The 19,260-nt window shown below is 66.1% G+C and carries 18 protein-coding genes; 12 read left to right on the top strand and 6 right to left on the bottom strand.

Going from position 1 to position 19,260, the window contains the following annotated elements; all coding sequences use genetic code 11:
* Positions 1-11: 11 nt before the first annotated feature.
* Together Q9R31_RS01835 and Q9R31_RS01830 are read right to left on the bottom strand one after the other, a co-directional pair.
* On the bottom strand, positions 12-515 hold the full coding sequence (locus Q9R31_RS01835; protein WP_311261059.1) for an Lrp/AsnC family transcriptional regulator: 504 nt from the start codon (positions 513-515) through the stop codon (positions 12-14).
* Positions 516-675: 160 nt separating this feature from the next.
* Positions 676-1,914, bottom strand: coding sequence for an MFS transporter (locus tag Q9R31_RS01830; RefSeq protein WP_311261058.1), 1,239 nt, complete (start codon positions 1,912-1,914; stop codon positions 676-678).
* A gap of 118 nt (positions 1,915-2,032) precedes the next feature.
* On the opposite strand from Q9R31_RS01830, the gene Q9R31_RS01825 reads away from it, so the two are divergent.
* Together Q9R31_RS01825 and Q9R31_RS01820 are read left to right on the top strand one after the other, a co-directional pair.
* Positions 2,033-3,007, top strand: a complete 975-nt coding sequence (locus Q9R31_RS01825) for a LysR family transcriptional regulator (protein ID WP_311261618.1) — start codon at positions 2,033-2,035, stop codon at positions 3,005-3,007.
* A 97-nt stretch (positions 3,008-3,104) separates the two neighbouring features.
* A complete protein-coding gene (locus Q9R31_RS01820) occupies positions 3,105-4,055 on the top strand; it encodes a BadF/BadG/BcrA/BcrD ATPase family protein (RefSeq protein ID WP_311261057.1) in 951 nt (316 codons plus the stop codon).
* 102 nt (positions 4,056-4,157) lie between these two features.
* On the opposite strand, the gene Q9R31_RS01815 is transcribed toward Q9R31_RS01820, so the two are convergent.
* Positions 4,158-5,177 carry a pirin family protein gene (locus tag Q9R31_RS01815; RefSeq protein ID WP_311261056.1) on the bottom strand — a complete coding sequence of 340 codons (1,020 nt, stop codon included), beginning with the start codon at positions 5,175-5,177 and terminating at the stop codon, positions 4,158-4,160.
* Positions 5,178-5,383: 206 nt separating this feature from the next.
* On the opposite strand from Q9R31_RS01815, the gene Q9R31_RS01810 reads away from it, so the two are divergent.
* From Q9R31_RS01810 to Q9R31_RS01785, 6 genes are all read left to right on the top strand, one after another.
* On the top strand, positions 5,384-6,484 hold the full coding sequence (locus Q9R31_RS01810; protein WP_311261055.1) for an ATP-binding cassette domain-containing protein: 1,101 nt from the start codon (positions 5,384-5,386) through the stop codon (positions 6,482-6,484).
* Positions 6,484-7,197: an ABC transporter permease gene (locus Q9R31_RS01805; protein ID WP_311261054.1), complete on the top strand. Its 714-nt coding sequence runs from the start codon at positions 6,484-6,486 to the stop codon at positions 7,195-7,197. Before Q9R31_RS01810 ends, Q9R31_RS01805 begins: the two co-directional genes overlap by 1 nt.
* Entirely contained in the window at positions 7,194-7,940 is a 747-nt protein-coding gene (locus tag Q9R31_RS01800) for an ABC transporter permease (RefSeq protein WP_311261053.1), read from the top strand. The genes Q9R31_RS01805 and Q9R31_RS01800 overlap by 4 nt, the downstream gene beginning before the upstream one ends.
* The gene (locus Q9R31_RS01795) at positions 7,937-8,899 is read left to right on the top strand and encodes an ABC transporter substrate-binding protein (RefSeq protein WP_311261052.1); all 963 of its coding nucleotides are present in this window, start codon (positions 7,937-7,939) and stop codon (positions 8,897-8,899) included. The genes Q9R31_RS01800 and Q9R31_RS01795 overlap by 4 nt, the downstream gene beginning before the upstream one ends.
* A 140-nt stretch (positions 8,900-9,039) precedes the next feature.
* Complete coding sequence (locus Q9R31_RS01790) at positions 9,040-10,260, top strand: pyridoxal phosphate-dependent aminotransferase (RefSeq protein WP_311261051.1); 1,221 nt, start codon at positions 9,040-9,042, stop codon at positions 10,258-10,260.
* A 51-nt stretch (positions 10,261-10,311) separates the two neighbouring features.
* Complete coding sequence (locus tag Q9R31_RS01785) at positions 10,312-11,166, top strand: polyphosphate kinase 2 family protein (protein ID WP_311261050.1); 855 nt, start codon at positions 10,312-10,314, stop codon at positions 11,164-11,166.
* Between the two features lie 46 nt (positions 11,167-11,212).
* Here Q9R31_RS01785 and Q9R31_RS01780 read toward each other — a convergent pair whose 3' ends face one another.
* Positions 11,213-11,431: an exodeoxyribonuclease VII small subunit gene (locus tag Q9R31_RS01780; RefSeq protein WP_056334565.1), complete on the bottom strand. Its 219-nt coding sequence runs from the start codon at positions 11,429-11,431 to the stop codon at positions 11,213-11,215.
* A complete protein-coding gene (gene xseA, locus Q9R31_RS01775) occupies positions 11,428-12,786 on the bottom strand; it encodes an exodeoxyribonuclease VII large subunit (protein WP_311261049.1) in 1,359 nt (452 codons plus the stop codon). The genes Q9R31_RS01780 and xseA overlap by 4 nt, the downstream gene beginning before the upstream one ends.
* 161 nt (positions 12,787-12,947) lie before the next feature.
* Here xseA and Q9R31_RS01770 point away from each other — a divergent pair, with 161 nt between their 5' ends.
* The gene (locus Q9R31_RS01770; RefSeq protein ID WP_311261048.1) at positions 12,948-13,796 is read left to right on the top strand and encodes a hypothetical protein; all 849 of its coding nucleotides are present in this window, start codon (positions 12,948-12,950) and stop codon (positions 13,794-13,796) included.
* Between the two features lie 9 nt (positions 13,797-13,805).
* A complete protein-coding gene (locus tag Q9R31_RS01765) occupies positions 13,806-14,885 on the top strand; it encodes a 4-hydroxy-3-methylbut-2-enyl diphosphate reductase (RefSeq protein ID WP_311261047.1) in 1,080 nt (359 codons plus the stop codon).
* 102 nt (positions 14,886-14,987) lie between these two features.
* Here Q9R31_RS01765 and Q9R31_RS01760 read toward each other — a convergent pair whose 3' ends face one another.
* Entirely contained in the window at positions 14,988-16,217 is a 1,230-nt protein-coding gene (locus Q9R31_RS01760; protein WP_311261046.1) for a DNA recombination protein RmuC, read from the bottom strand.
* Positions 16,218-16,307: 90 nt separating this feature from the next.
* Here Q9R31_RS01760 and ychF point away from each other — a divergent pair, with 90 nt between their 5' ends.
* Positions 16,308-17,393 (top strand): redox-regulated ATPase YchF, encoded by a 1,086-nt coding sequence (gene ychF, locus Q9R31_RS01755; RefSeq protein ID WP_311261045.1) that lies wholly within the window; start codon positions 16,308-16,310, stop codon positions 17,391-17,393.
* A 102-nt stretch (positions 17,394-17,495) separates the two neighbouring features.
* On the top strand, positions 17,496-19,256 hold the full coding sequence (locus tag Q9R31_RS01750; RefSeq protein ID WP_311261044.1) for an ABC transporter family substrate-binding protein: 1,761 nt from the start codon (positions 17,496-17,498) through the stop codon (positions 19,254-19,256).
* Positions 19,257-19,260 lie beyond the last annotated feature (4 nt).

Raw genomic sequence — 19,260 nt, 5'->3', positions numbered from 1 at the left:
CGGCGGCAGAGCTAGTCCGGAAGCGGGCCGTGGTTGCCCTGGATATGTTCGAAGACCAACGTGGTTTCGGTGTGGCCCACCACGGGGTCGGTAGCCAAATTGTCCAGGACCCAGTCCCGCAGGTCTTCGGTGCTTCCGACGGCGATGTGCAGCAGGTAGTCGACGGAACCTGAAGTGTGGAAGGTCGACAGCACGGCGGGCAGGTTCGGCACGCGCGCAGTGAAGCGGTCGATCTGGTCCCGGTCGTGGGCGCGGAGCCGTACGGCCACCAGGGCCTGCACCGACCTTCCGATGGCGGACAGGCTCAACTTCGCCTCATAGCCTTGCACAATGCCGCGCTCGGACAGTGCGCGGGTGCGCATCAACGCTGTAGACGGCGCAATACCCACCATCTCGGCGAGCTGCTTGTTGGAGATCCGGGCGTCTGCCACGAGGGCCGCCAGGAGGCGCTCGTCAATGGCATCCAGCGGCTCCAGGTGCGCCCCGGGCCTGGTGTTCCTGGCATTCGTACTCACTGCGGTTCCTTCCACGCGGTCCTGGGTTCATCCTAGACCGCGGAATCTCCGCCATCAGCACCACCGGCATGCGTCCTGCCGAATATCCACGCTGTGCCCGCGGCCGCCAAAGCCGCTTAATTCGGGGCACGGCGCCCTACACCGGGGATGAGGCCGCGCGTCAGGCGGCGGCGTTTTCCGGCCGGGAATGCACGACGGCGACAGTTGCGGCGGTGAGGCACGCCAGGGCAATCACGGCCCCGGCGAGTGCGTTCCAGCCCCAGGCCTGGAAGACCAGGCCGCCCGCCCAGCCCAGGAGGCTGGAGCCCAGGTAGTAAGCCAGGTTGTACAGCGATGCCGCCTGGGCGCGGCCGGTGCTGGCGATGGCGCCCGTCCAGCCGGACCCGATGCTGTGGGCGGCGAAGAAGCCACCGGTGAACACCACCAGCCCGGCGAGGATCAGCACCAGGGACGGGGTGAGCGTCAGGGCGAGTCCGCCGGCGGCGAGGGCAAGTCCACCCAGCAGCACATTCCGGCGCCCGTACCTGGCCGTCATCCCCGCTGCCCAGCGGGAGGAGAAAGTGCCGGACAGGTAGGCAAGGAAGATCAGGCTGATCACTGTGGCGGGCAGCCCGAACGGGGCGCCGGACAACCGGAATCCCAGATAGTTGTAGACGGCCACGAATCCGCCCATCATCAGGAAGGCCTGGGCGTACAGGGCCAGCAGCCGGATGTTCCGAAGGTGCGCTCCGAGCGTCCGGATGGCGCTGCGGAGGCCGGCGGCCTGGGCCGGGACGAATCCCCGGGCCCTGGGCACGAGGATAAGGAAGGCGACGGCGGCAAGAGTCGCCAGCAGGGAAACGGCCAGGGCTGCCGACCGCCAGCCCCACAGTTCGCCGGCAGGACCGGCCACGAGCCGTCCGGACAGTCCTCCCAAGGTGGTGCCGGCAACATAGCTTCCTGCTGCAATGGCGGCGTGGGCTTTGCTGACCTCCTCGTTGAGATAGGCAATGGCGATGGCGGGGATGCCGCCCAGCGCCATACCCTCCAGCAGCCGCAGGACCAGCAGCATGCCGAAGTTGGCGGACAGCGGCACCAGCAGTCCCAGGACGGTGGCTGCCGAGATGCCCCACATCATCGCCTTCACCCGGCCGATCCTGTCCGCCAGGAAGGACCAGGGAATCACGGTGGCCGCGAGGCCCACGGTGGCCAGGGAAATGGTGAGGGCAGCCTCGGCGGCAGTGACGCGCAGATCGGCCGCCAGGAGGGGCAGGACCGCCTGCGTGGAGTAGAGCTGCGCGAACGTGGCCACCCCGGCGCAGGAGAGGCCGGCGAGGATCCGCCCGTAGGCCCTGGACCCCTTGGGATGACCGTTCCAGGCGGGGGAAGCCTGGGTTCCCGCGCTCGCGTTCTGTGCCATCAAACCAGCGTAGCCCTCATCTAATGGATGCTTCCAATGCATACTTCATGCAAAACTAATAGCAATAACGGATTGATATTCTGTCGGAAGAGTCCGGCGGTGAGGCAAGGGGATGGCGATGGAACCGGACCGGAAACAGCTGGCGCAGCTGCTGCCCCTCATGCCGGTGCTCGCCGAGCTGGGCCGGACTGAACACGTGACGGAGACGGCGGAGCTGCTGGGAGTACCCCAATCAACCGTGAGCAGGGCAGTGGCGAGGGCCAGCGCCGCCGTCGGCACCGAACTCCTGGTCCGGGACGGACGCGGTGTCCGCCTGACTCCCGCAGCCCGCACTCTGTTGCCATACATTGAGCAGGCGCTCGCGGAGTTCCAGGCCGGCCTGGACCTGGTCCGGGATGAGTCCCAGGTGGTCAGGGGCACCGTGTCCGTGTCTTTCCAGCACACCTTCGGCGAGGCTACGCTGCCACTGCTGATCAGCGCCTTCCGTGCCCGGCATCCCGGTACCGCATTCCGGCTCAGCCAGGGCGCCCGGAGTGCCTGCCTGGAGGAGCTGTCGTCGGGGGAAGCGGACCTGGCCCTGACCGCTCCCGTGGCGCCGGCAGGCAAGAACCTGGATTCAGCGCCGCTGTACCGCGAGCCGCTCCGGCTGGTGGTGCATCACGCCCATCCCCTGGCCCGGCAGCGCAGGGCGCGGCTGGCCGATATCCGGACGGAGCCGTTCGTTGCGCTGGGGCCCGGATACGGGCTGCGCTCGCTGACCGACGCACTGTTCCGGGAAGCAGGCTACCGGCCGCGGATCGCCTTCGAAAGCCAGGATTCGCACACGGTGCGCGGGCTGGTCTCCGCCGGCCTTGGCGTCAGCATCCTGCCCCCTGGCGGTGACGCCCCCGGCAGGACCCTGCGCCCGGAAACGGGAGACCTGGGCTGGGTGGAAGTGCCGCTGGACTCAGCGCTCGCCTTCCGGGAAGTCGGAGTGAGCTGGCGGCGCCGGAAACCCGAAACCGAACCGGTCCCGGCCAGGCTCTTCCGCGAGCTGGTGGTGGCCCAGGGGCCCGGCTTGTTGGCGGGGCTGGTGGACAGGGCGGACCGCTGATTCGGGAAGTCGTCCCACGACGGCGGGCAGGGGCACCGCGGCCGACGAAGGATTTGTGCCGCGCACCAAAGCCACGCCGCGCAAGTACCCTTGTGACGTGACAAACACCCAGAACCCCTCCACCCGTCCCGTCCGGCACGCCGCGGTTGCTCCAGGCGATCCTCTCCGCGGCATCACCATCGGGCTGGACATCGGCGGTACCAAGACACACGGCGTCCGCTTCGAGGACGGAGTCCCCGTCGCCGACGACTCTGCGGGAAGCTCCAACGTCCAAAACGTCAGCCGCGACCAGGCAGCACGCAACCTTGCTGAGCTTTTCGCCAGGATCGGCGGCGGGCGCGTGGACCGGGTTTATGCCGGGTCCGGTGGCATTGATACCGACGAGGACGCGGCCGCCCTGGCTGCCCTGATCCAGCCCCTGGCCCCGGAGGCCCACATCACCGTTGTCCACGACTCCCGGCTGCTGCTGGCCGCGGGCCGCGCCGGCACGGGAGTGGCGGTCATTGCCGGGACCGGGTCCGCCGCCTGGGGCCGCAACGCCGACGGCGGCGAGGCCAGGGCGGGCGGATGGGGATACCTGCTGGGGGACGAGGGCAGCGGTTATTGGCTGGGCAGGGAAGCGGTACGGCACAGCCTGCGGAGGATGAACCAGGGCCTGCCGATTGACCAGCTCACGGCAGCCCTCCTGGCATCCTGCGGGCTGGACCACCCCAACAAGCTTATTGCGCTGTTCCACTCCCCGGACACGGGACGGCGCTTCTGGGCCCAGCAGGCCAGGCACGTTGTGGAAGCGGCGGCTGCCGGGCACCAGGACAGTGCAGCCCTGCTGGACCAGGCCGGCCGGGACCTCGCTGCGTTGGCCGGACAAGTGCTGGGCCAGCTGAAGATCCAGGGCCCCGTGATCCTGGGCGGTGGGCTCGGCATGAACGTGGCACCGCTGCAGGAGTCCTTCCGCCGGAACCTTGAAGCAGCCGGGATCCCGGACGTAAGGGTCCTGGACCAGGAACCGGTGTTCGGTGTCCTGCAGCTCCTGGCAGAGCCGGCCTGACGACCGGCAGGTGATGAACCACGCCTGGCGGCAGCGGCCCGGCCGGCAGCGCGGTTGGTCGACCGGTTAGTTAACCGACCGCTTGGTTAACCGGCCGCTTAGTTAACCGACAGAGCGCTTACGGGGCGTCAACCGGACGGCGGGGAGCGGGGGAGCGGGAATGCGGCCGGCCTCCGCCCCGGCGTCCGGACCATGGCCGGGCACCAGCCCGTAACGTGCCGCCGCCGTTGCGGTTTCCGGCAGCCCGGCCTGCGCTTCCCAGTCCTCCCGGGCCTGTTCCACTTCGTCATGGGTGCGGCCCACGAAGTTCCACCACATCAGCAGTTCCTCACCGAACGGCTCACCGCCAATCAGCAGGAACCGCGTGCCGGGGCGCGCCTGCACCCGGAGTTCGCTGCGGCCGGTGCCCAAGTAGCCCAGCGGCCCTGCCGGCAGGTCCTGCCCGTCCACCGCCAGGCCGCCGTCGAGCACCAATATGCCGTGTTCAAAGGCGGGGTTCAGCGGCAGCACCGCGTCCCCGTCACAGGAAACGTCAGCGCCAATAATCGGCGAAAACACCGTTGCGGGGGAGGCCACCCCTGCAAGCTCTCCCACCATGACGGTGGCCGTGAAGCCATGGCCGGCGGCGCGCGGCAGCTCCCGGTGCTGTTCAAATGCCGGCTCCCCGTGCCGGTCCCCGTCAGGAAGGGCAACCCACAGCTGCAGGCCCCGCTGCAGCGGCAACTCCCCGCCGTCGGAAGGAAGCACCGCGAACTCCGAGTGTGAGACCCCATGCCCTGCAGTCATGATGTTCAGCTCCCCGGGACGCACCACCACGTCGCTGCCCACGCTGTCCCGGTGGCGGATGTGCCCCGCCAGCGGCCAGGTCACCGTCTGCAACCCGATATGGGGATGCGGGAGGACGGACATGGCGGTGCGGTCCGGTCCAAAACTGTCCAGGAAACACCAGGCCCCGATCGTGGGCAGTCCGCGCTGGGGCAGCGTGCGCTTGACGTTCATGGCGCGGACCCCGCCCAGGGGCACCTCGCGTTCAGGCCACAGCTGGAGGCAGGGGCCCGACGTCCCTCCGGCAGGGGCGGGCGGACAAACTTCCTGCTGGGGTGAAACTTCCAAGTTGGTCACGCCTCCACTTTAAGCCTGCCCGGCTTTGTGCTACCCATCCACGCCAACCTGGGTACCGAATGGTCACAGTAGGGATTCCTTTGCGGGTATTAGGGCTTCAGCTGCTGAAGCCTGTCCCCGTTTGGGTTACCGTAACTATCAGCGTGCTGATGGCAATGTCGCGGTGCTGACAACAGCCCGTCCAAGAGAACAGGTAAGTCCGCACCATGGACCAGGCGATGATCGAGTTCCAGAGTGTTACCAAGCAGTATCCGGGCGGCCAGCCCGCGGTGGACGGCCTGTCCATGTCCGTCGCCAAAGGCAGCATCACCGTCTTCGTAGGCCCCTCCGGCTGCGGTAAGACAACGTCTCTTCGGATGATCAACCGCATGGTGGAACCCACCTCCGGGACCATCACCGTGGACGGCCGGGACGTCACCTCCGTACCGGCGGCGGAACTGCGGCGGTCCATGGGCTACGTGATGCAGTCGGCAGGGCTGCTGCCGCACCGTTCGGTCCTGGACAACATCGCCACCGTGCCGCGGCTGAACGGCGTTTCGAAATCGGACGCCCGCAGACGGGCCGGGGAGCTCCTGGATGTAGTGGGCCTGGCACACTCCCTCGGCAGGCGGTACCCCTCCCAGCTCTCCGGCGGCCAGCAGCAGCGCGTTGGCGTGGCCCGCGCACTCGCTGCGGACCCGCCCGTTCTGCTCATGGATGAGCCCTTCAGCGCGGTGGACCCCGTTGTCCGCGAAGAACTCCAGCAGGAACTGCTGCGCCTGCAGAAGGACCTGGCCAAGACCATTGTGTTCGTGACCCACGATATCGACGAGGCCACAATCCTCGGTGACCAAGTGGCCGTCTTCGCCACCGGGGGCAAGCTGGCGCAATATGCCACCCCGGAGGAAATCCTGCGGGCGCCGGCGAACAACTTCGTGGCGTCCTTCGTTGGCCGGGACCGCGGCTTCCGGCACCTCGGCTTCACCCCGTCCGACGGCGTGGCCATCCATCCCGTGCCCACGATTGTCCGTGGTCCGGCTGGATCTGAGTCGGATTCGAGCGCCGCCGGCGGCTGGCAGCTGGTTGTGGACGCGGACAAGCATCCTTTGGGATGGTCCGCGCCGGGCACCGAAACCGAGCTTGTTCCCGGCGGGTCACTGTTCCGTCCAGGGGAGAGCCTGCGGCGGGCCCTGGACGCGGCCCTGTCCTCGCCGTCGGGCCTTGGTGTCGCCGTCGACTCCGAAGGCAGGGTCCTGGGCGTGATCCGCGGCGGTGAGGTCCTGGCACTGATCGAAGAAGCGCGCCAGGTACGGCAGGCTGCCCTCTGATGGAATGGTTCCTTGCCAACACCGGCATGATCCTGGAACGCGGCGGCCAGCACCTGGTGCTGGCACTCATCCCCATGGTCCTGGGCCTGCTGATTTCCATCCCGCTGGCGCAGTTGGCACGGAAAAACAGTGCCCTCCGCTCCGTGGTGCTTACGGCCTCTTCCCTGCTCTACACCATTCCCTCGCTGGCGCTCTTCATCATCCTGCCCACCATCCTGGGCACCCGGATCCTGGATCCCCTTAACGTGGTGGTGGCGCTGACCATCTACGCGGTGGCGCTGCTGGTCCGCGCCGCCCTGGATGCCTTCGATTCCGTGGACGCGGAAGTCAGCCAGGCTGCGCAGGCCATGGGCTTCAAGCCGCTGGCCCGGTTCCTGCAGGTGGACCTGCCGCTCTCCCTGCCGGTCATGTTCGCCGGGCTGCGGGTTGTATCGGTCAGCAACATCTCGCTGGTCAGCGTGGCCGCCCTCCTGGGCGTCGGCAACCTGGGCATGCTCTTCACCGACGGCCTGCAGCGGGATTTCGTGACCGAAGTGCTGGTGGGGATCGTCGCCATCCTGGTCCTCGCGCTGCTGATGGACGCCGTGCTCGTCCTGCTGGAACGCACCCTCACCCCGTGGGAGCGGGCAGGAACGCGGCGGGGCGGGCATGCGGGCACCAGTGAGCCGGCGGCTGCGAACCGGGCGGCGGTTATGGCCGGAGAAGCGCCGTGAGCAACGTCTTTGCCGATACCTTCGCCTGGCTCGCGGACCCGCTGCACTGGTCCGGAAGCATGGGCATCCCCGCCAGGCTCGGGGAGCATCTGCAGTACACCGGGCTCGTCATGCTGATCGCCACTGCCATCGCCGTTCCCGTCGGACTGTTTGTCGGCCACACGGGACGGGGGCGGGTCGCCGTCGTCGCGCTGGCCGGGGCCCTGCGTGCCCTGCCCACCCTTGGCCTGCTCATCCTGTTCGTGCTGCTGGCCGGCATCGGGCTGATGCCTCCCATCTGGGCGCTGGTGATCCTCACCGTGCCCCCGCTCCTGGCCGGGACGTATGCCGGCATCTCCAGCGTGGACCGGAACGTGGTGGACGCAGCCCGGGCCATGGGGATGACGGAACTGCAGGTCCTGTTCCGGGCGGAGCTGCCCAACGCACTGACGGTGATGTTCGGCGGGTTCCGGACCGGCGTGCTGCAGGTGATCGCCACCGTCTCCGTCGTTGCCTACATCAATCTCGGCGGCCTCGGCCGGTATCTCTTCGACGGCCTTGTCCTGAGTGACTTCCCCCAAATGTTGGGAGGGTCCCTCCTCATCGCGGCGCTCGCAATCGCCGTCGACCTCATCCTGTCCCTGTTCCAGAGGCTGTTCCTGACCCAGGGCGCCTTGAAGCTGTCCTACCGCAGCCAGGAGGCTGCGGTAGATCTCACAGACCCCGTAGTTGCGGAGACTGTTGTACAAGGAGGTAAGTCATGAAAGATAGCCGTCCCCAGCGCCTCGGCAGGCGGGCGTTCAGCGGCCTGGCCGCCGGGCTTGGCCTGGCAGTGGCGCTGTCCGCCTGCGGAGGTTCGTCCGATCCCCTGAAAAATGCGCCCGCCTCCAGCGGCGGCGCATCGGGCGGAGCAACATCCCTCGTGGTGGGCTCCGCCGATTTCCCGGAGAGCCAGATCATCGCCGAGCTGTACGCCGGCGCCTTGAACGCCAACGGCATCACCGCCACCACCAAACCGAACATCGGCTCCCGCGAGGTCTACTTCAAGGCCGTCCAGGACGGGTCCGTTGACGTGGTGCCGGACTACAGCGGCAACCTGCTGCTGTATGTGGACAAGGAAGCCAAGGAAGTCTCCGCCGGTGACATCGCCAAGGCCCTGCCCGGCAAGCTGCCGGACGCGCTTGGCGTGCTGGATGCGTCAAAGGCTGAGGACAAGGATGCCATGGTGGTTACCAAGGCAACCCAGGAGAAGTACCAGTTGAAGTCCATCGAGGACCTCGCCAAGGTCTGCAGCGAGATCGTGGTGGGGGCACCGGCCACCTTCGGCGAGCGTGCCTACGGCCTGCCCGGGCTGAAGAAGAACTACAACTGCGTCCCCAAGAAGCTGGAACCCTTCAGCGACGGCGGCGGCCCAGTGACGCTCAAGGCGCTGCTGGAGAACCAGGTGCAGGTGGCCGATATCTACACCACCACGCCGTCCATCGCCGACAACGATCTGGTGGTGCTGGATGACCCGAAGAACAACTTCATCGCCCAGCAGGTCCTGCCGCTGTACAACAAGGCGAAGATGACGGACAAGGCCAGGCAGGCGCTGAACTCCGTATCCAGCACGCTCACCACTGATGACCTGATCAACCTCAACCGGGCCGTCAGCGGCAGCCAGAAGCAGGATGCCAAGGCGGCAGCAACCGCCTGGCTCAAGGACAAGGGCATCGTTAAGTAGGACGTTCCCTGCCCGCGGGGGCAGTCAATGGCTGGTGATGACGACGGCGGCTGCCGGACCTGCGAGGGTCCGGCAGCCGCCGTCGGCCATGTGGTGGACGTCTCAACGGCCGTCCATCCTTCCTGTGGCATATTTGAGGGATGGCAGAATTCAGGCAGTCCACGAAGCTCAACAACGTCCTCTATGACATCCGTGGACCGATCCTGCAGGCCGCCCAGCAGATGGAGGCGGAGGGCCACCGGATCCTCAAACTGAACATCGGAAACCCGGCACCGTTTGGCTTCGAGGCGCCGGACGCCATCCTGGTGGACATGATCCGCCACCTGCCGCACGCACAGGGCTACAGCGATTCCCGCGGCATTTTTTCCGCTCGCACCGCCGTTTCGCAGTACTACCAGACCCGCGGCATCCAGAACATCCACGTTGACGATATCTACCTGGGCAACGGTGTCAGCGAGCTCATCACCATGTCCCTCATGGCGCTGCTTGACGACGGTGACGAAGTCCTGATCCCAACCCCCGATTACCCGCTGTGGACGGCGTCCGTGGCGCTGGCCAGCGGCAGGCCGGTGCATTACCTCTGCGATGAGGAATCCGGCTGGCAGCCCGACCTTGACGACCTGGAAGCGAAGATCACCCCGCGCACCAAGGGCATCGTGGTCATTAACCCGAACAACCCCACAGGCGCCGTCTACCCGGAAGAGACGCTGAAGCGGATTGTTGGCCTGGCCGAAAAGCACGGCCTGGTGATTTTCGCCGACGAAATCTACGAAAAGATCCTGTACGAGGACGCTGTCCATGTGAACCTGGCCAAGCTCACCGGGGACGACGTCCTGTGCCTGACCTTCAGCGGGTTGTCCAAGGCCTACCGGGTCTGCGGATACCGGGCAGGCTGGATGGCCATCTCCGGGCCGAAGAAAGAGGCCGCGGACTACCTCGAGGGCATTAACCTTCTGGCCAACATGCGCCTGTGCGCCAATGTCCCGGCCCAGCACGCCATCCAGACGGCGCTGGGCGGTTACCAGAGCATCAATGACCTGATCCTCCCGGGAGGCCGGCTGCTGGAGCAGCGCAACAAGGCGTACGACATGCTGAACGCCATTCCAGGCGTCAGCACCCAGCAGGCCAGGGGAGCCCTGTACCTCTTCCCCCGGCTTGACCCGGAGGTTTACCACATTCGGGACGACGAAAAGTTTGTCCTTGACCTCCTGCGGGAGCAGAAGATCCTGGTCTCGCACGGCCGTGCCTTCAACTGGGTGCGACCGGACCACTTCCGCATGGTGACGCTGCCCAACGTCAAGGATATTGAAGAGGCCATCGGCCGCATGGGGGACTTCCTAAGCAGGTACCAGGGGAACTAGCCTGTGCTCACGGGCCCGCCGGGTCCGTGCAACCTTGCGGAAAGGACTCCCATGGCCCGCGTCGTCGGCTTCGACCAGCATCCCGCCGAAACCCTCCGGGCCGGGAAGGGGTTCTCCCTTGCCGCGGTGGACCCCGGCTCGACGCCCGGGTACAGCGGCAACAAGGCCGATGGCAGGTTGCTGCTGACGGAGATGGACGACGAGCTTTCCGGGCTGCAGGAAAAGCTCTTCGCCGAATCGCGCTTCGGCGGGACCAAACGGATCCTGCTGATCCTCCAGGCCATGGACACCGCCGGCAAGGGCGGCATCGTAGGCCATGTCATGGCCGCCATGAACCCGCAGGGCGTCCAGTTCAAGGCATTCAAGGCACCCACCGACGAGGAAAAGTCTTACGACTTCCTGTGGCGCATCGAAAAGGAAGTTCCGGCCGCCGGGATGGTGGGCGTGTTCGACCGCTCCCACTATGAGGACGTCCTCATCCACCGCGTCCACGGCTGGGCCAGTCCGGAGGAGATCAAACGACGCTACGTGGCCATCAACGAGTTCGAGTCACGGCTGGCGGACTCGGGGACGAAGATCATCAAGGTGATGCTCCACATCAGCGGCGTGGAGCAAAAGGAGAGGCTGCTGGCCCGGCTGGATGATCCTTCCAAGCACTGGAAGTACAGCAGGGGCGATCTGGACGAGCGGGCCCACTGGGAGGACTACATGGCCGCGTACCAAGCTGCCATCGACGAAACGAGTACGCCGAATGCGCCCTGGCATGTTGTTCCGGCGAACAAGAAGTGGTTCGCCCGGATCGCCGTGCAACAGCTGCTGCTCGGCGCCTTGTCAGACATGAAGCTGGAATGGCCCAAGGCCGAGTTCGACGTTGCTGCGGAGCGGGAGCTGGTGGCCCGTTCCTGACAGCTGCTCCCGGGTGCGGTGCTGCTGTTCGAGCCCCTTCGGCTGGTTAAAGCGGCTGATCCCGGGCGGCGGCCAGCCGCTTCCGGGCACCTTCCAGCCACTCCTCGCAGCGTGCGGCCAGCGCCTCGCCGCGCTCCCACAGGGCCAGGGACTCCTCAAGGCTTGCCCCTCCTGCCTCCAGCCTGCCCACCACTGCAATGAGCTGCTCCCGCGCCTCCTCATAGCTCAGGGCTGCGACGTCGGACTCTGGTTTCTGTTCGGTCATGCCTTCTCTTCCAATTCCTGGTGGTCTGCGTTTCCTGGTTGAGCCCCGGCGGACCCGGCTTCCGTTGATGCCGCTCCGGTGGATGTGGCGCTGAAGCGGCCCTCCGCCACACGGATGGACAGGGGTGCCCCCGCCGGCGCTTCGGCGGGACGGCGGACAACAGCGTGGCCCGCCTGGGCAATCCGGGCGGCCTGGTCTCCTGCCAGTTCGACGACGGCGTACCCCCGGTCAAGGGTCTTCTGCGGGGAGAGGGCGCGGACCTGGGCTTTCAGGTGCTCAAGCTGGTCCGCTGCCCGGACCACCGTGGAGCTTACTGCAGCGGAAGAGCGCCGCAGCAGCCGCTCAATTTCCTCGGCCCGCACGGAAACCATGCCCTCGGGCGCCGCCATGACGGGCCGGGAATGCAGTGCCGCCAGCCGGTCCGACTCCCGGTCCACCAGCCGTTCCATGCACCGGCGCAACTGCTCCCGCGCCTGGCGCACCCCGGCGAGTTCTTCGGAAACTTCGGGAACGATCCGCTTCGCGGCATCGGTGGGGGTGGAAGCGCGAAGGTCGGCAACATCATCCAGCAGCGGGCGGTCCGCCTCATGCCCGATGGCACTCACCACCGGTGTGGCGGCAGCGGCCACGGCCCGGATCAGGTCCTCGCTGTTAAACGGCAAAAGGTCTTCCAACGCGCCGCCGCCCCGGGCGATGACGATGACGTCCACCTCGGGCCGGGCATCCAGTTCCCGCAGGGCACGGACCACCTGCGCCACCGCGGTATTTCCCTGGACGGCAACCTCGCGGATCTCAAACTCCACGGCCGGCCACCGCAGGGCCGCGTTCCGCAGGATGTCCTTTTTCGCGTCCGAATCGCGGCCTGTGATCAGGCCGATCCGGTGCGGCAGCAGGGGCAGCGGCTTCTTCCTGGAATCGGCAAACAGGCCCTCGGCCGCGAGGGCCTGGCGCAGCCGCTCAATCCTGGCCAGCAAGTCACCCAGGCCCACGGGCCGGATGTCCCGCACCAGCATGTTCAGCCTGCCCGTCTTCAGCCAGAATTCAGGTTTCAGCAGGGCCACCACCCGCGAACCACGCTCCAGCGGGAGGTTCTGACGTTCCAGCACCTTGGTCCAGACAGACGCCGGAAGGGACACTTCTGCATCCACGTCGCGAAGGGTGAGGTAGGCGTTGGTGCCGCGGCGGTTCAGCTCGATGACCTGGCCTTCCACCCATGCCGACGGGGTGCGGTCGATATGGGCCTTGAGCTTCTGCGACAGCAGCTGCAGCGGCCAAGGGTTATCCGGGCTTGTCTCGGCTGCGGTGGCCGGCAAGGTAGTGGGTGCTGTACCCGGAAGGGATGCCTGGTCAGACATGCGGACGCCGTTGGGAGGCTGGTGCTGCGGGCATGCGGTCCTTCATCTGTCGTGGGCGATCTATCAACCTTATCCATAAGGTCTAGCAGCGGGGACTGACAGGGACAGCCCTTCAACCCTGCCTAGGATGGGGTAAGTCCCCCAACCCCGAAGGACCTGCTGTGCGCACTCTTGTTTCTGCCATCGCCACCGTGCTGGGCATCCTCCTGGCCGCCGTTGCCGTGCCCGCAATTTGGGTGGACCGGAACGTCGTCCAGGAAGACGGGTTTGTCCGTCTTGCGGCTCCGCTCGGCACGGACTCAGACTTCCAAAGGAAGCTGGCAGCGGCGGCGGTGGGAACGATTGATACCGGGTCTGTTCCAGGTTTTCTTTCCGGGCTGGTCCAGCCGATGCTCGAGAAGGCGGCGGAGTCGCTGACCGGGCTTCCCGGCTATCCGGCGGCCTGGGAGGAAACACTGCGAAGGAGCCACCGCCTCAGCTTCGCTGACCCGGCAGCCTCCCACGGCGGCGCTGCGGCATCCACGCTCACCCTCGACGTCGCCCCATTGGTCGCCCTCGGGTCAGAAGAGATCTCGCGCACCACCCGGCTTCCCCTCGACCCGCCGGAGGAAACGCTGATCAACGTCGGCCAGCCGGCACAAAAGGAGTGGACCGAGCGGCTGACCACGTATGCGCCCATGGGCTACATCCTGGCCATCGGTTCGGCCGTAGCGTTCCTGCTGGCCCTCGTGGCTGCACGCCGCCGCTGGACAGTGCTGCTGGCCGCCGGACTTGGGGGTCTGGCCCTCGCTGGGCTCTGGGGGGTGGGCCTGCAGCTGGGCTCGGCCCGTGCCCAGGCCACGGACACCGGCAATGCCGTGGCCAATATGTTCCGTGACGAGTTCCTGGCCGCGGCAGGCGCGGATTTCCAAACGTGGATCACCACGGCCGCAGTGACAGGCGCCGTCCTGGTGGCAGCAGCCGTTGTGACGTTGTTCGCATCCCGGAAACGGGAGCGGACCAGCCGGTAGCATGGAGGGATGACCACCTCGGCTGTATCCCTTTCGATGCCAACCATTCCGCGCAGGCGCCGCTCGCCCGAGGACGTAGCAGCTGCAGCCCCGGTGAACGGTGCCAAGAAGGTGCTGTTGGCTGCTCCGCGTGGCTACTGTGCAGGCGTTGACCGGGCGGTTATCGCCGTCGAAAAGGCGCTGGAACACTACGGGCCGCCCGTGTATGTCCGCAAGCAGATCGTCCACAACGTCCACGTGGTCAGTTCGCTGGAAGAAAAGGGCGCCATCTTCGTGGACGAGACAGACGAAGTGCCCGAAGGCGCACTGGTGATCTTCTCTGCCCACGGCGTGTCCCCGGCAGTGGTCGAATCTGCCGAAAGCCGGGGCTTGCGCACCATCGACGCCACGTGTCCGCTGGTCACGAAGGTGCATAAGGAAGCCGTCCGCTTCGCGAAGGATGATTTTGACATCCTCCTGATCGGCCACGACGGGCACGAGGAAGTGGAAGGTACCTCCGGTGAAGCACCGGAGCACATCCAGATCATCAACGGACCCCATGAAGTGGACAAGGTGACCGTCCGCGACCCCGAGAAGGTCATCTGGCTCTCCCAGACGACGCTCAGCGTGGACGAGACCATGGAGACCGTAAGGCTCCTCAAGGAGCGGTTCCCCACCCTGCAGGACCCGCCAAGCGATGATATCTGCTACGCCACCACCAACCGCCAGGTGGCCATCAAGAAGATTGCGCCAAAAGCGGACCTGGTGATCGTGGTTGGCTCGGCCAACTCGTCGAACTCTGTCAGGCTCGTTGAGGTGGCACTCGAGTACGGCGCCAAAGCCTCCTACCGGGTGGACTTCGCCAATGAGGTTGACGAAGCCTGGTTCGAGGGCGTCGCCACTGTTGGCGTCACGTCCGGGGCGTCCGTTCCGGAGGTGCTGGTGCAGGACGTCCTGCGGCTCCTGGCGGATTACGGCTATGGCACGGTGGAGGAAGTGGTCACCGCAGAGGAAGACCTCCTGTTCTCGCTGCCCAAGGAGCTCCGTGCAACGCTGAAGCAGGCAGGCGACGTCAGCCGCGCACTCGGCGGGCGCCGGCCCCGCAGCTGACATCACGTCAGCAGTAACCAACAGCAGGTATCAACCAGAAGTAAAAGGATGGGCCGGGCAGCTCCACAGCTGCCCGGCCCATCCTGCATCTACGGCCCCTTGTCAGGCCGCTTCCCCGTCGCTTTGGAGTTCGGGTGCCACCAGCGCGCGGGGGGTCACCTCCACGAGAGGAGGTGTCACCAGCCCGGACTCCTCAAGGGAGTTGAGCTTCCGCGCTGTGGGCAGGACCCTGGCTTCCAGGGTGCCCACCATGGCGTTGTAGCGGTCCACCGAGGTCTTCAGGGACGAGCCCAGCTTGCTGACGTTTTCACCCAGGGTGCCCATCCGGTCGTACAGCTGCCGCGCGAGCTCAAACAGCTCGCGTGCACTGTCCGTCAGGACGTCCTGGCGCCAGGTGAACGCCACGGACTTCAGCACCGCCAGCAGGGTGCTCGGTGACGCAAGGACCACGTTGCGGGACAACGCGTGGTCCAGGAGCCCGGCGTCGGCTGTCAGTGCTGCCGCCAGGATGGATTCGGCCGGAATGAAACAGACCACCAGTTCGGGGGAGTTCCCCGGGATGTCCCAGTACTTCTTGGAACCCAGCGCGTCGACGTGCGCCCTCAGGGCCTTGGCATGCGCCGCCAGCAGTGCCTGCTGGTTCCGCCCGTCGTTAGCCGACTGCAGTCCGGAGGGCTGGCCCAGGCGCGGATCCACCGCCCCCAGTTCCTGCGCCTCAAGGTAGGACGACAACGGGACTTTGGCATCCACCACCAGCTGCTTGTCGCCCGGCAACTGCACCACCAGGTCGGGGCGGACAGCCGAGTCGTGACCGGCGCTGTGCACCTGCTCCACAAAGTCCACGTGACGGAGCATTCCCGCGGCCTCCACTACACGCCGAAGCTGCACCTCGCCCCACTGGCCCCTTGCGCTGTTGGAACGCAGGGCCGATTCCAGGGCATGTGTGGACCGGATGAGTTGTTCATCGGACAGCCTTGCCTCCTGGAGCTGCTGTGCCAGTTGCCCGTACTGTTCCACACGGTCCCGCTCCAGCAGTGCCACCTGCTGCTGGACAGCGGACAGCTTCTCCGCCACGGGAGCCAGGGCGCGCAGAACGCTGCCGTCCTGCGTCCTGGCCTCGCCCAGCTCACGGTTCTGCACCGCCAAAAGCCGCCGCTCGGCGTCGGCCGCTGCCAGCTGTGCCGTGACCTCTGAAAGGCGGGACGACACCTGGTCAAAGTCGGCCTCCACGGCATGCGAGTTCCTGCGCAGGGAAAAATAGGTGGCTGCGGCGCCGGCAAGCGCACCAAGCAGCAGCATGAGAAGGGCCAGAATCAAGGCAAAAGCATCCATGGCTTCACTGTTGCACGGGCCTCTGACAATCAAAGGCAATGACATTCCCCGGTACGGGCCTGCGGGGCCCGGCGGGTAGAATCAATGCTCGTGGCTCTTACTATTGGCATCGTCGGACTGCCCAACGTCGGCAAATCAACCCTCTTCAACGCACTGACCCGCAACCAGGTGCTCGCAGCGAACTACCCGTTCGCAACGATTGAGCCCAACGTCGGTGTCGTGAACCTCCCGGACCCCAGGCTCCAGAAGCTGGCCGGGATCTTCGGTTCGCAGCGTGTCCTGCCTGCCGCCGTGTCCTTCGTCGACATCGCAGGCATCGTCAAGGGCGCGTCCGAGGGGGAGGGGCTGGGCAACCAGTTCCTGGCCAACATCCGTGAGGCCGAGGCCATCGCCGAGGTTGTCCGGGTCTTCGACGACCCCGACGTGGTGCACGTGGATGGCAAAGTGGATCCCCGTTCGGACATGGAAACCATCAACACCGAGCTGATCCTCGCCGACCTGCAGACCATCGAAAAGGCCATCCCGCGGATCGAAAAAGAAGTCAAAATCAAGAAGCGGGAGGCCGCCGAGCTTGCCGCCATCAAGGCCGCCCAGGCTGTGCTGGAGCGCGGTGACACCATCTACTCCTCCATCAAGAGCGACAAGTTGGAGATGGAGCACCTGAAGGAGCTGGGGCTGCTGACGGCCAAGCCCTTCATCTACGTTTTCAATGCGGACGAAGCCATCCTCGGCAGCCCGGAAAAGCAGGAGGAGCTGCGCGCCATGGTGGCCCCAGCGGACTGCATTTTCCTTGACGCGAAGCTCGAAGCGGACCTCGTGGAACTGGACGAGGAAGAAGCCCGCGAGATGCTCGAGATGAACGGCCAGGACGAATCCGGCCTGGACCAGCTGGCGCGCGTCGGCTTCCACACCCTGGGGCTGCAGACTTACCTCACCGCCGGGCCCAAGGAAGCACGCGCCTGGACCATCCGGCAGGGGGACACCGCACCCCAGGCGGCCGGCGTCATCCACTCGGACTTCCAGCGCGGATTCATCAAGGCCGAGGTGGTCTCCTTCGAAGACCTCGTGGACGCCGGGTCCATGGCTGAGGCAAAATCCCGGGGCAAGGTCCGCATCGAGGGCAAGGAATACGTCATGGCCGACGGCGACGTGGTGGAGTTCCGCTTCAACGTGTAACCGCCTTCAACGTGTAACCCCCCGGACGGCTTATCCTGAACTGTGGGGCGTGATCGTGGCGGCCCCAGTCCCCTCCTGAGAGGGAAAACACAAGGAGGCGGCATGCCGGTCCGGCGTCTGATGCAATTGCTCATCGCCGCGTTGGCGGCTGCCCTGGTCCTTTCGGGCTGCTCGGGCGCCAGCGCCCCGTCCGTGGTGGTGGGCGAGGCAAAGCGCGGCGGAAGCGTGACAGTGGCAGAGGTCAATGCGTTCTCCTCGTTCAACCCCTACAGCGCCAACGGCAATACCGACATCAATTCGAAGATCGGTGCCGTCACCCACTCGGGCTTCTTCTACCTCGATGACAGCGCAAAGGTGGTCCGCAACGACAAGTTCGGGCACTTCGAAAAGGTCTCAGACGAGCCGCTCAAGGTGAAGTACACGGTCAACGAGGGCGTCAAGTGGTCAGACGGTGCGCAGATCGGGGCGGCCGACCTCCTGTTGAGCTGGGCCGCCGGGTCCGGCTACTTCGATGACGTCGATCCAGCGACCGGGAAGGGAACCAAGTACTTTTCGGTTGCCTCAGACACCACCGGGCTGGCGGGTACCCTCTTTCCCGAAATAGGGTCCGACGGCCGGTCCATCACCATCGAGTACGCCGCACCGTACGCCGACTGGGAAGTGGCGTTCGACGTCGGACTCCCGGCCCACGTCGTCGCTGCCAAGAGCGGGCTGAACGACGAGGAAGACCTTGTTGAGCTCCTCAAGGACACCCAGCGCGGCAACCCTGGGAAGCCTGCGGCTAACCCGGCGCTGAAAAAAGTCAGCGACTTCTGGAACACCGGATTCGATGCAAAATCCATTCCGGACGATCCCGCCCTCTACCTGTCCAGCGGCCCGTACATCGTCCGTGACATCGTGCCCGAAGTCTCCATGAAACTGGTCCGCAACCGGGACTACGTCTGGGGCTCGGAACCCTGGCTGGACGAGATCAATGTCAGGTTCACCGGGGCAGTACCGGCCGCTGTCGATGCCCTGCGCAACGGCCAGGCGGACATCATCTCGCCCCGGCCCTCAGCTGCAACGGATGACCTGCTCACAGGCCTGTCGGGCCAGGGACTCACCGTTGAACGGTACAAACAGTCCGGCTACGACCACCTGGACCTCAACTTCTCCGGGCCCTTTGCCGAAAAGGATGTCCGCGAGGCATTCCTCAAGACGGTTCCACGGCAGGCGATCGTGGACGCAGTGCTGGGAACCCAGGTGCCGGACAGCAAGCCGCTGGACTCACAGGTCTTCCTGCCCGGACAGCCGAAATACGACGACACCGTGAAGAGCAACGGCTCCTCAAACTACGCCAAGGTGGACATCGACGCCGCAAAAAGGCTTCTGCAGGGCGCTACCCCCACCGTCCGGATTCTCTACAACCGGGACAATGCCAACCGTGCCAAAGCGTTCACCCTGATCCGCGACTCGGCCGCGCTGGCGGGGTTCCGTGTGGTCGACGGCGGCCAGGCGAGTGCCGATTGGGCGGCGGCGCTCAGCCGCGGCGGGTACGACGCCTCGTTGTCCGGCTGGATTGGCACGGAGGCCGGCGTGAGCCGGGTGCCGCAGATCTTCCGCACCGGGGCTGGCAGCAATTTCACGGGATATTCCGACGGCAACGCGGACAAAGTCATGGAGCAACTGGCCGTGACCACGGACCTGGGCAAGCAGGACGAACTCCTGGCCGATATTGACAAGCATGTGTGGGAGGACGCGTACGGCCTGCCGCTCTACCAGACCCTGGGCGCAACTGCCTTCAGTTCCCGCGTGGCCGGCGTGAAGACAAGCCCTGGCCCCCTCGGCGTGTGGTGGAACGTGTGGGAGTGGCGGCTGTCCTGATTCA

The sequence above is a fragment of the Pseudarthrobacter sp. BRE9 genome (genome assembly GCF_031844305.1).
Classification (GTDB): domain Bacteria; phylum Actinomycetota; class Actinomycetes; order Actinomycetales; family Micrococcaceae; genus Arthrobacter.
This window is presented reverse-complemented; position numbering and strand designations above follow the sequence as displayed.

Bases quoted from the DNA above. Each gene is read 5' to 3' on its own strand.
- Q9R31_RS01830 (WP_311261058.1), bottom strand. From the start codon at position 1,914: ATGGCACAGAACGCGAGCGCGGGAACCCAGGCTTCCCCCGCCTGGAAC.
- Q9R31_RS01825 (WP_311261618.1), top strand. From the start codon at position 2,033: ATGGAACCGGACCGGAAACAGCTGGCGCAGCTGCTGCCCCTCATGCCG.
- Q9R31_RS01810 (WP_311261055.1), top strand. From the start codon at position 5,384: ATGGACCAGGCGATGATCGAGTTCCAGAGTGTTACCAAGCAGTATCCG.
- Q9R31_RS01805 (WP_311261054.1), top strand. From the start codon at position 6,484: ATGGAATGGTTCCTTGCCAACACCGGCATGATCCTGGAACGCGGCGGC.
- Q9R31_RS01795 (WP_311261052.1), top strand. From the start codon at position 7,937: ATGAAAGATAGCCGTCCCCAGCGCCTCGGCAGGCGGGCGTTCAGCGGC.
- Q9R31_RS01790 (WP_311261051.1), top strand. From the start codon at position 9,040: ATGGCAGAATTCAGGCAGTCCACGAAGCTCAACAACGTCCTCTATGAC.
- Q9R31_RS01785 (WP_311261050.1), top strand. From the start codon at position 10,312: ATGGCCCGCGTCGTCGGCTTCGACCAGCATCCCGCCGAAACCCTCCGG.
- Q9R31_RS01780 (WP_056334565.1), bottom strand. From the start codon at position 11,431: ATGACCGAACAGAAACCAGAGTCCGACGTCGCAGCCCTGAGCTATGAG.
- xseA (WP_311261049.1), bottom strand. From the start codon at position 12,786: ATGTCTGACCAGGCATCCCTTCCGGGTACAGCACCCACTACCTTGCCG.
- Q9R31_RS01765 (WP_311261047.1), top strand. From the start codon at position 13,806: ATGACCACCTCGGCTGTATCCCTTTCGATGCCAACCATTCCGCGCAGG.
- Q9R31_RS01760 (WP_311261046.1), bottom strand. From the start codon at position 16,217: ATGGATGCTTTTGCCTTGATTCTGGCCCTTCTCATGCTGCTGCTTGGT.
- Q9R31_RS01750 (WP_311261044.1), top strand. From the start codon at position 17,496: ATGCCGGTCCGGCGTCTGATGCAATTGCTCATCGCCGCGTTGGCGGCT.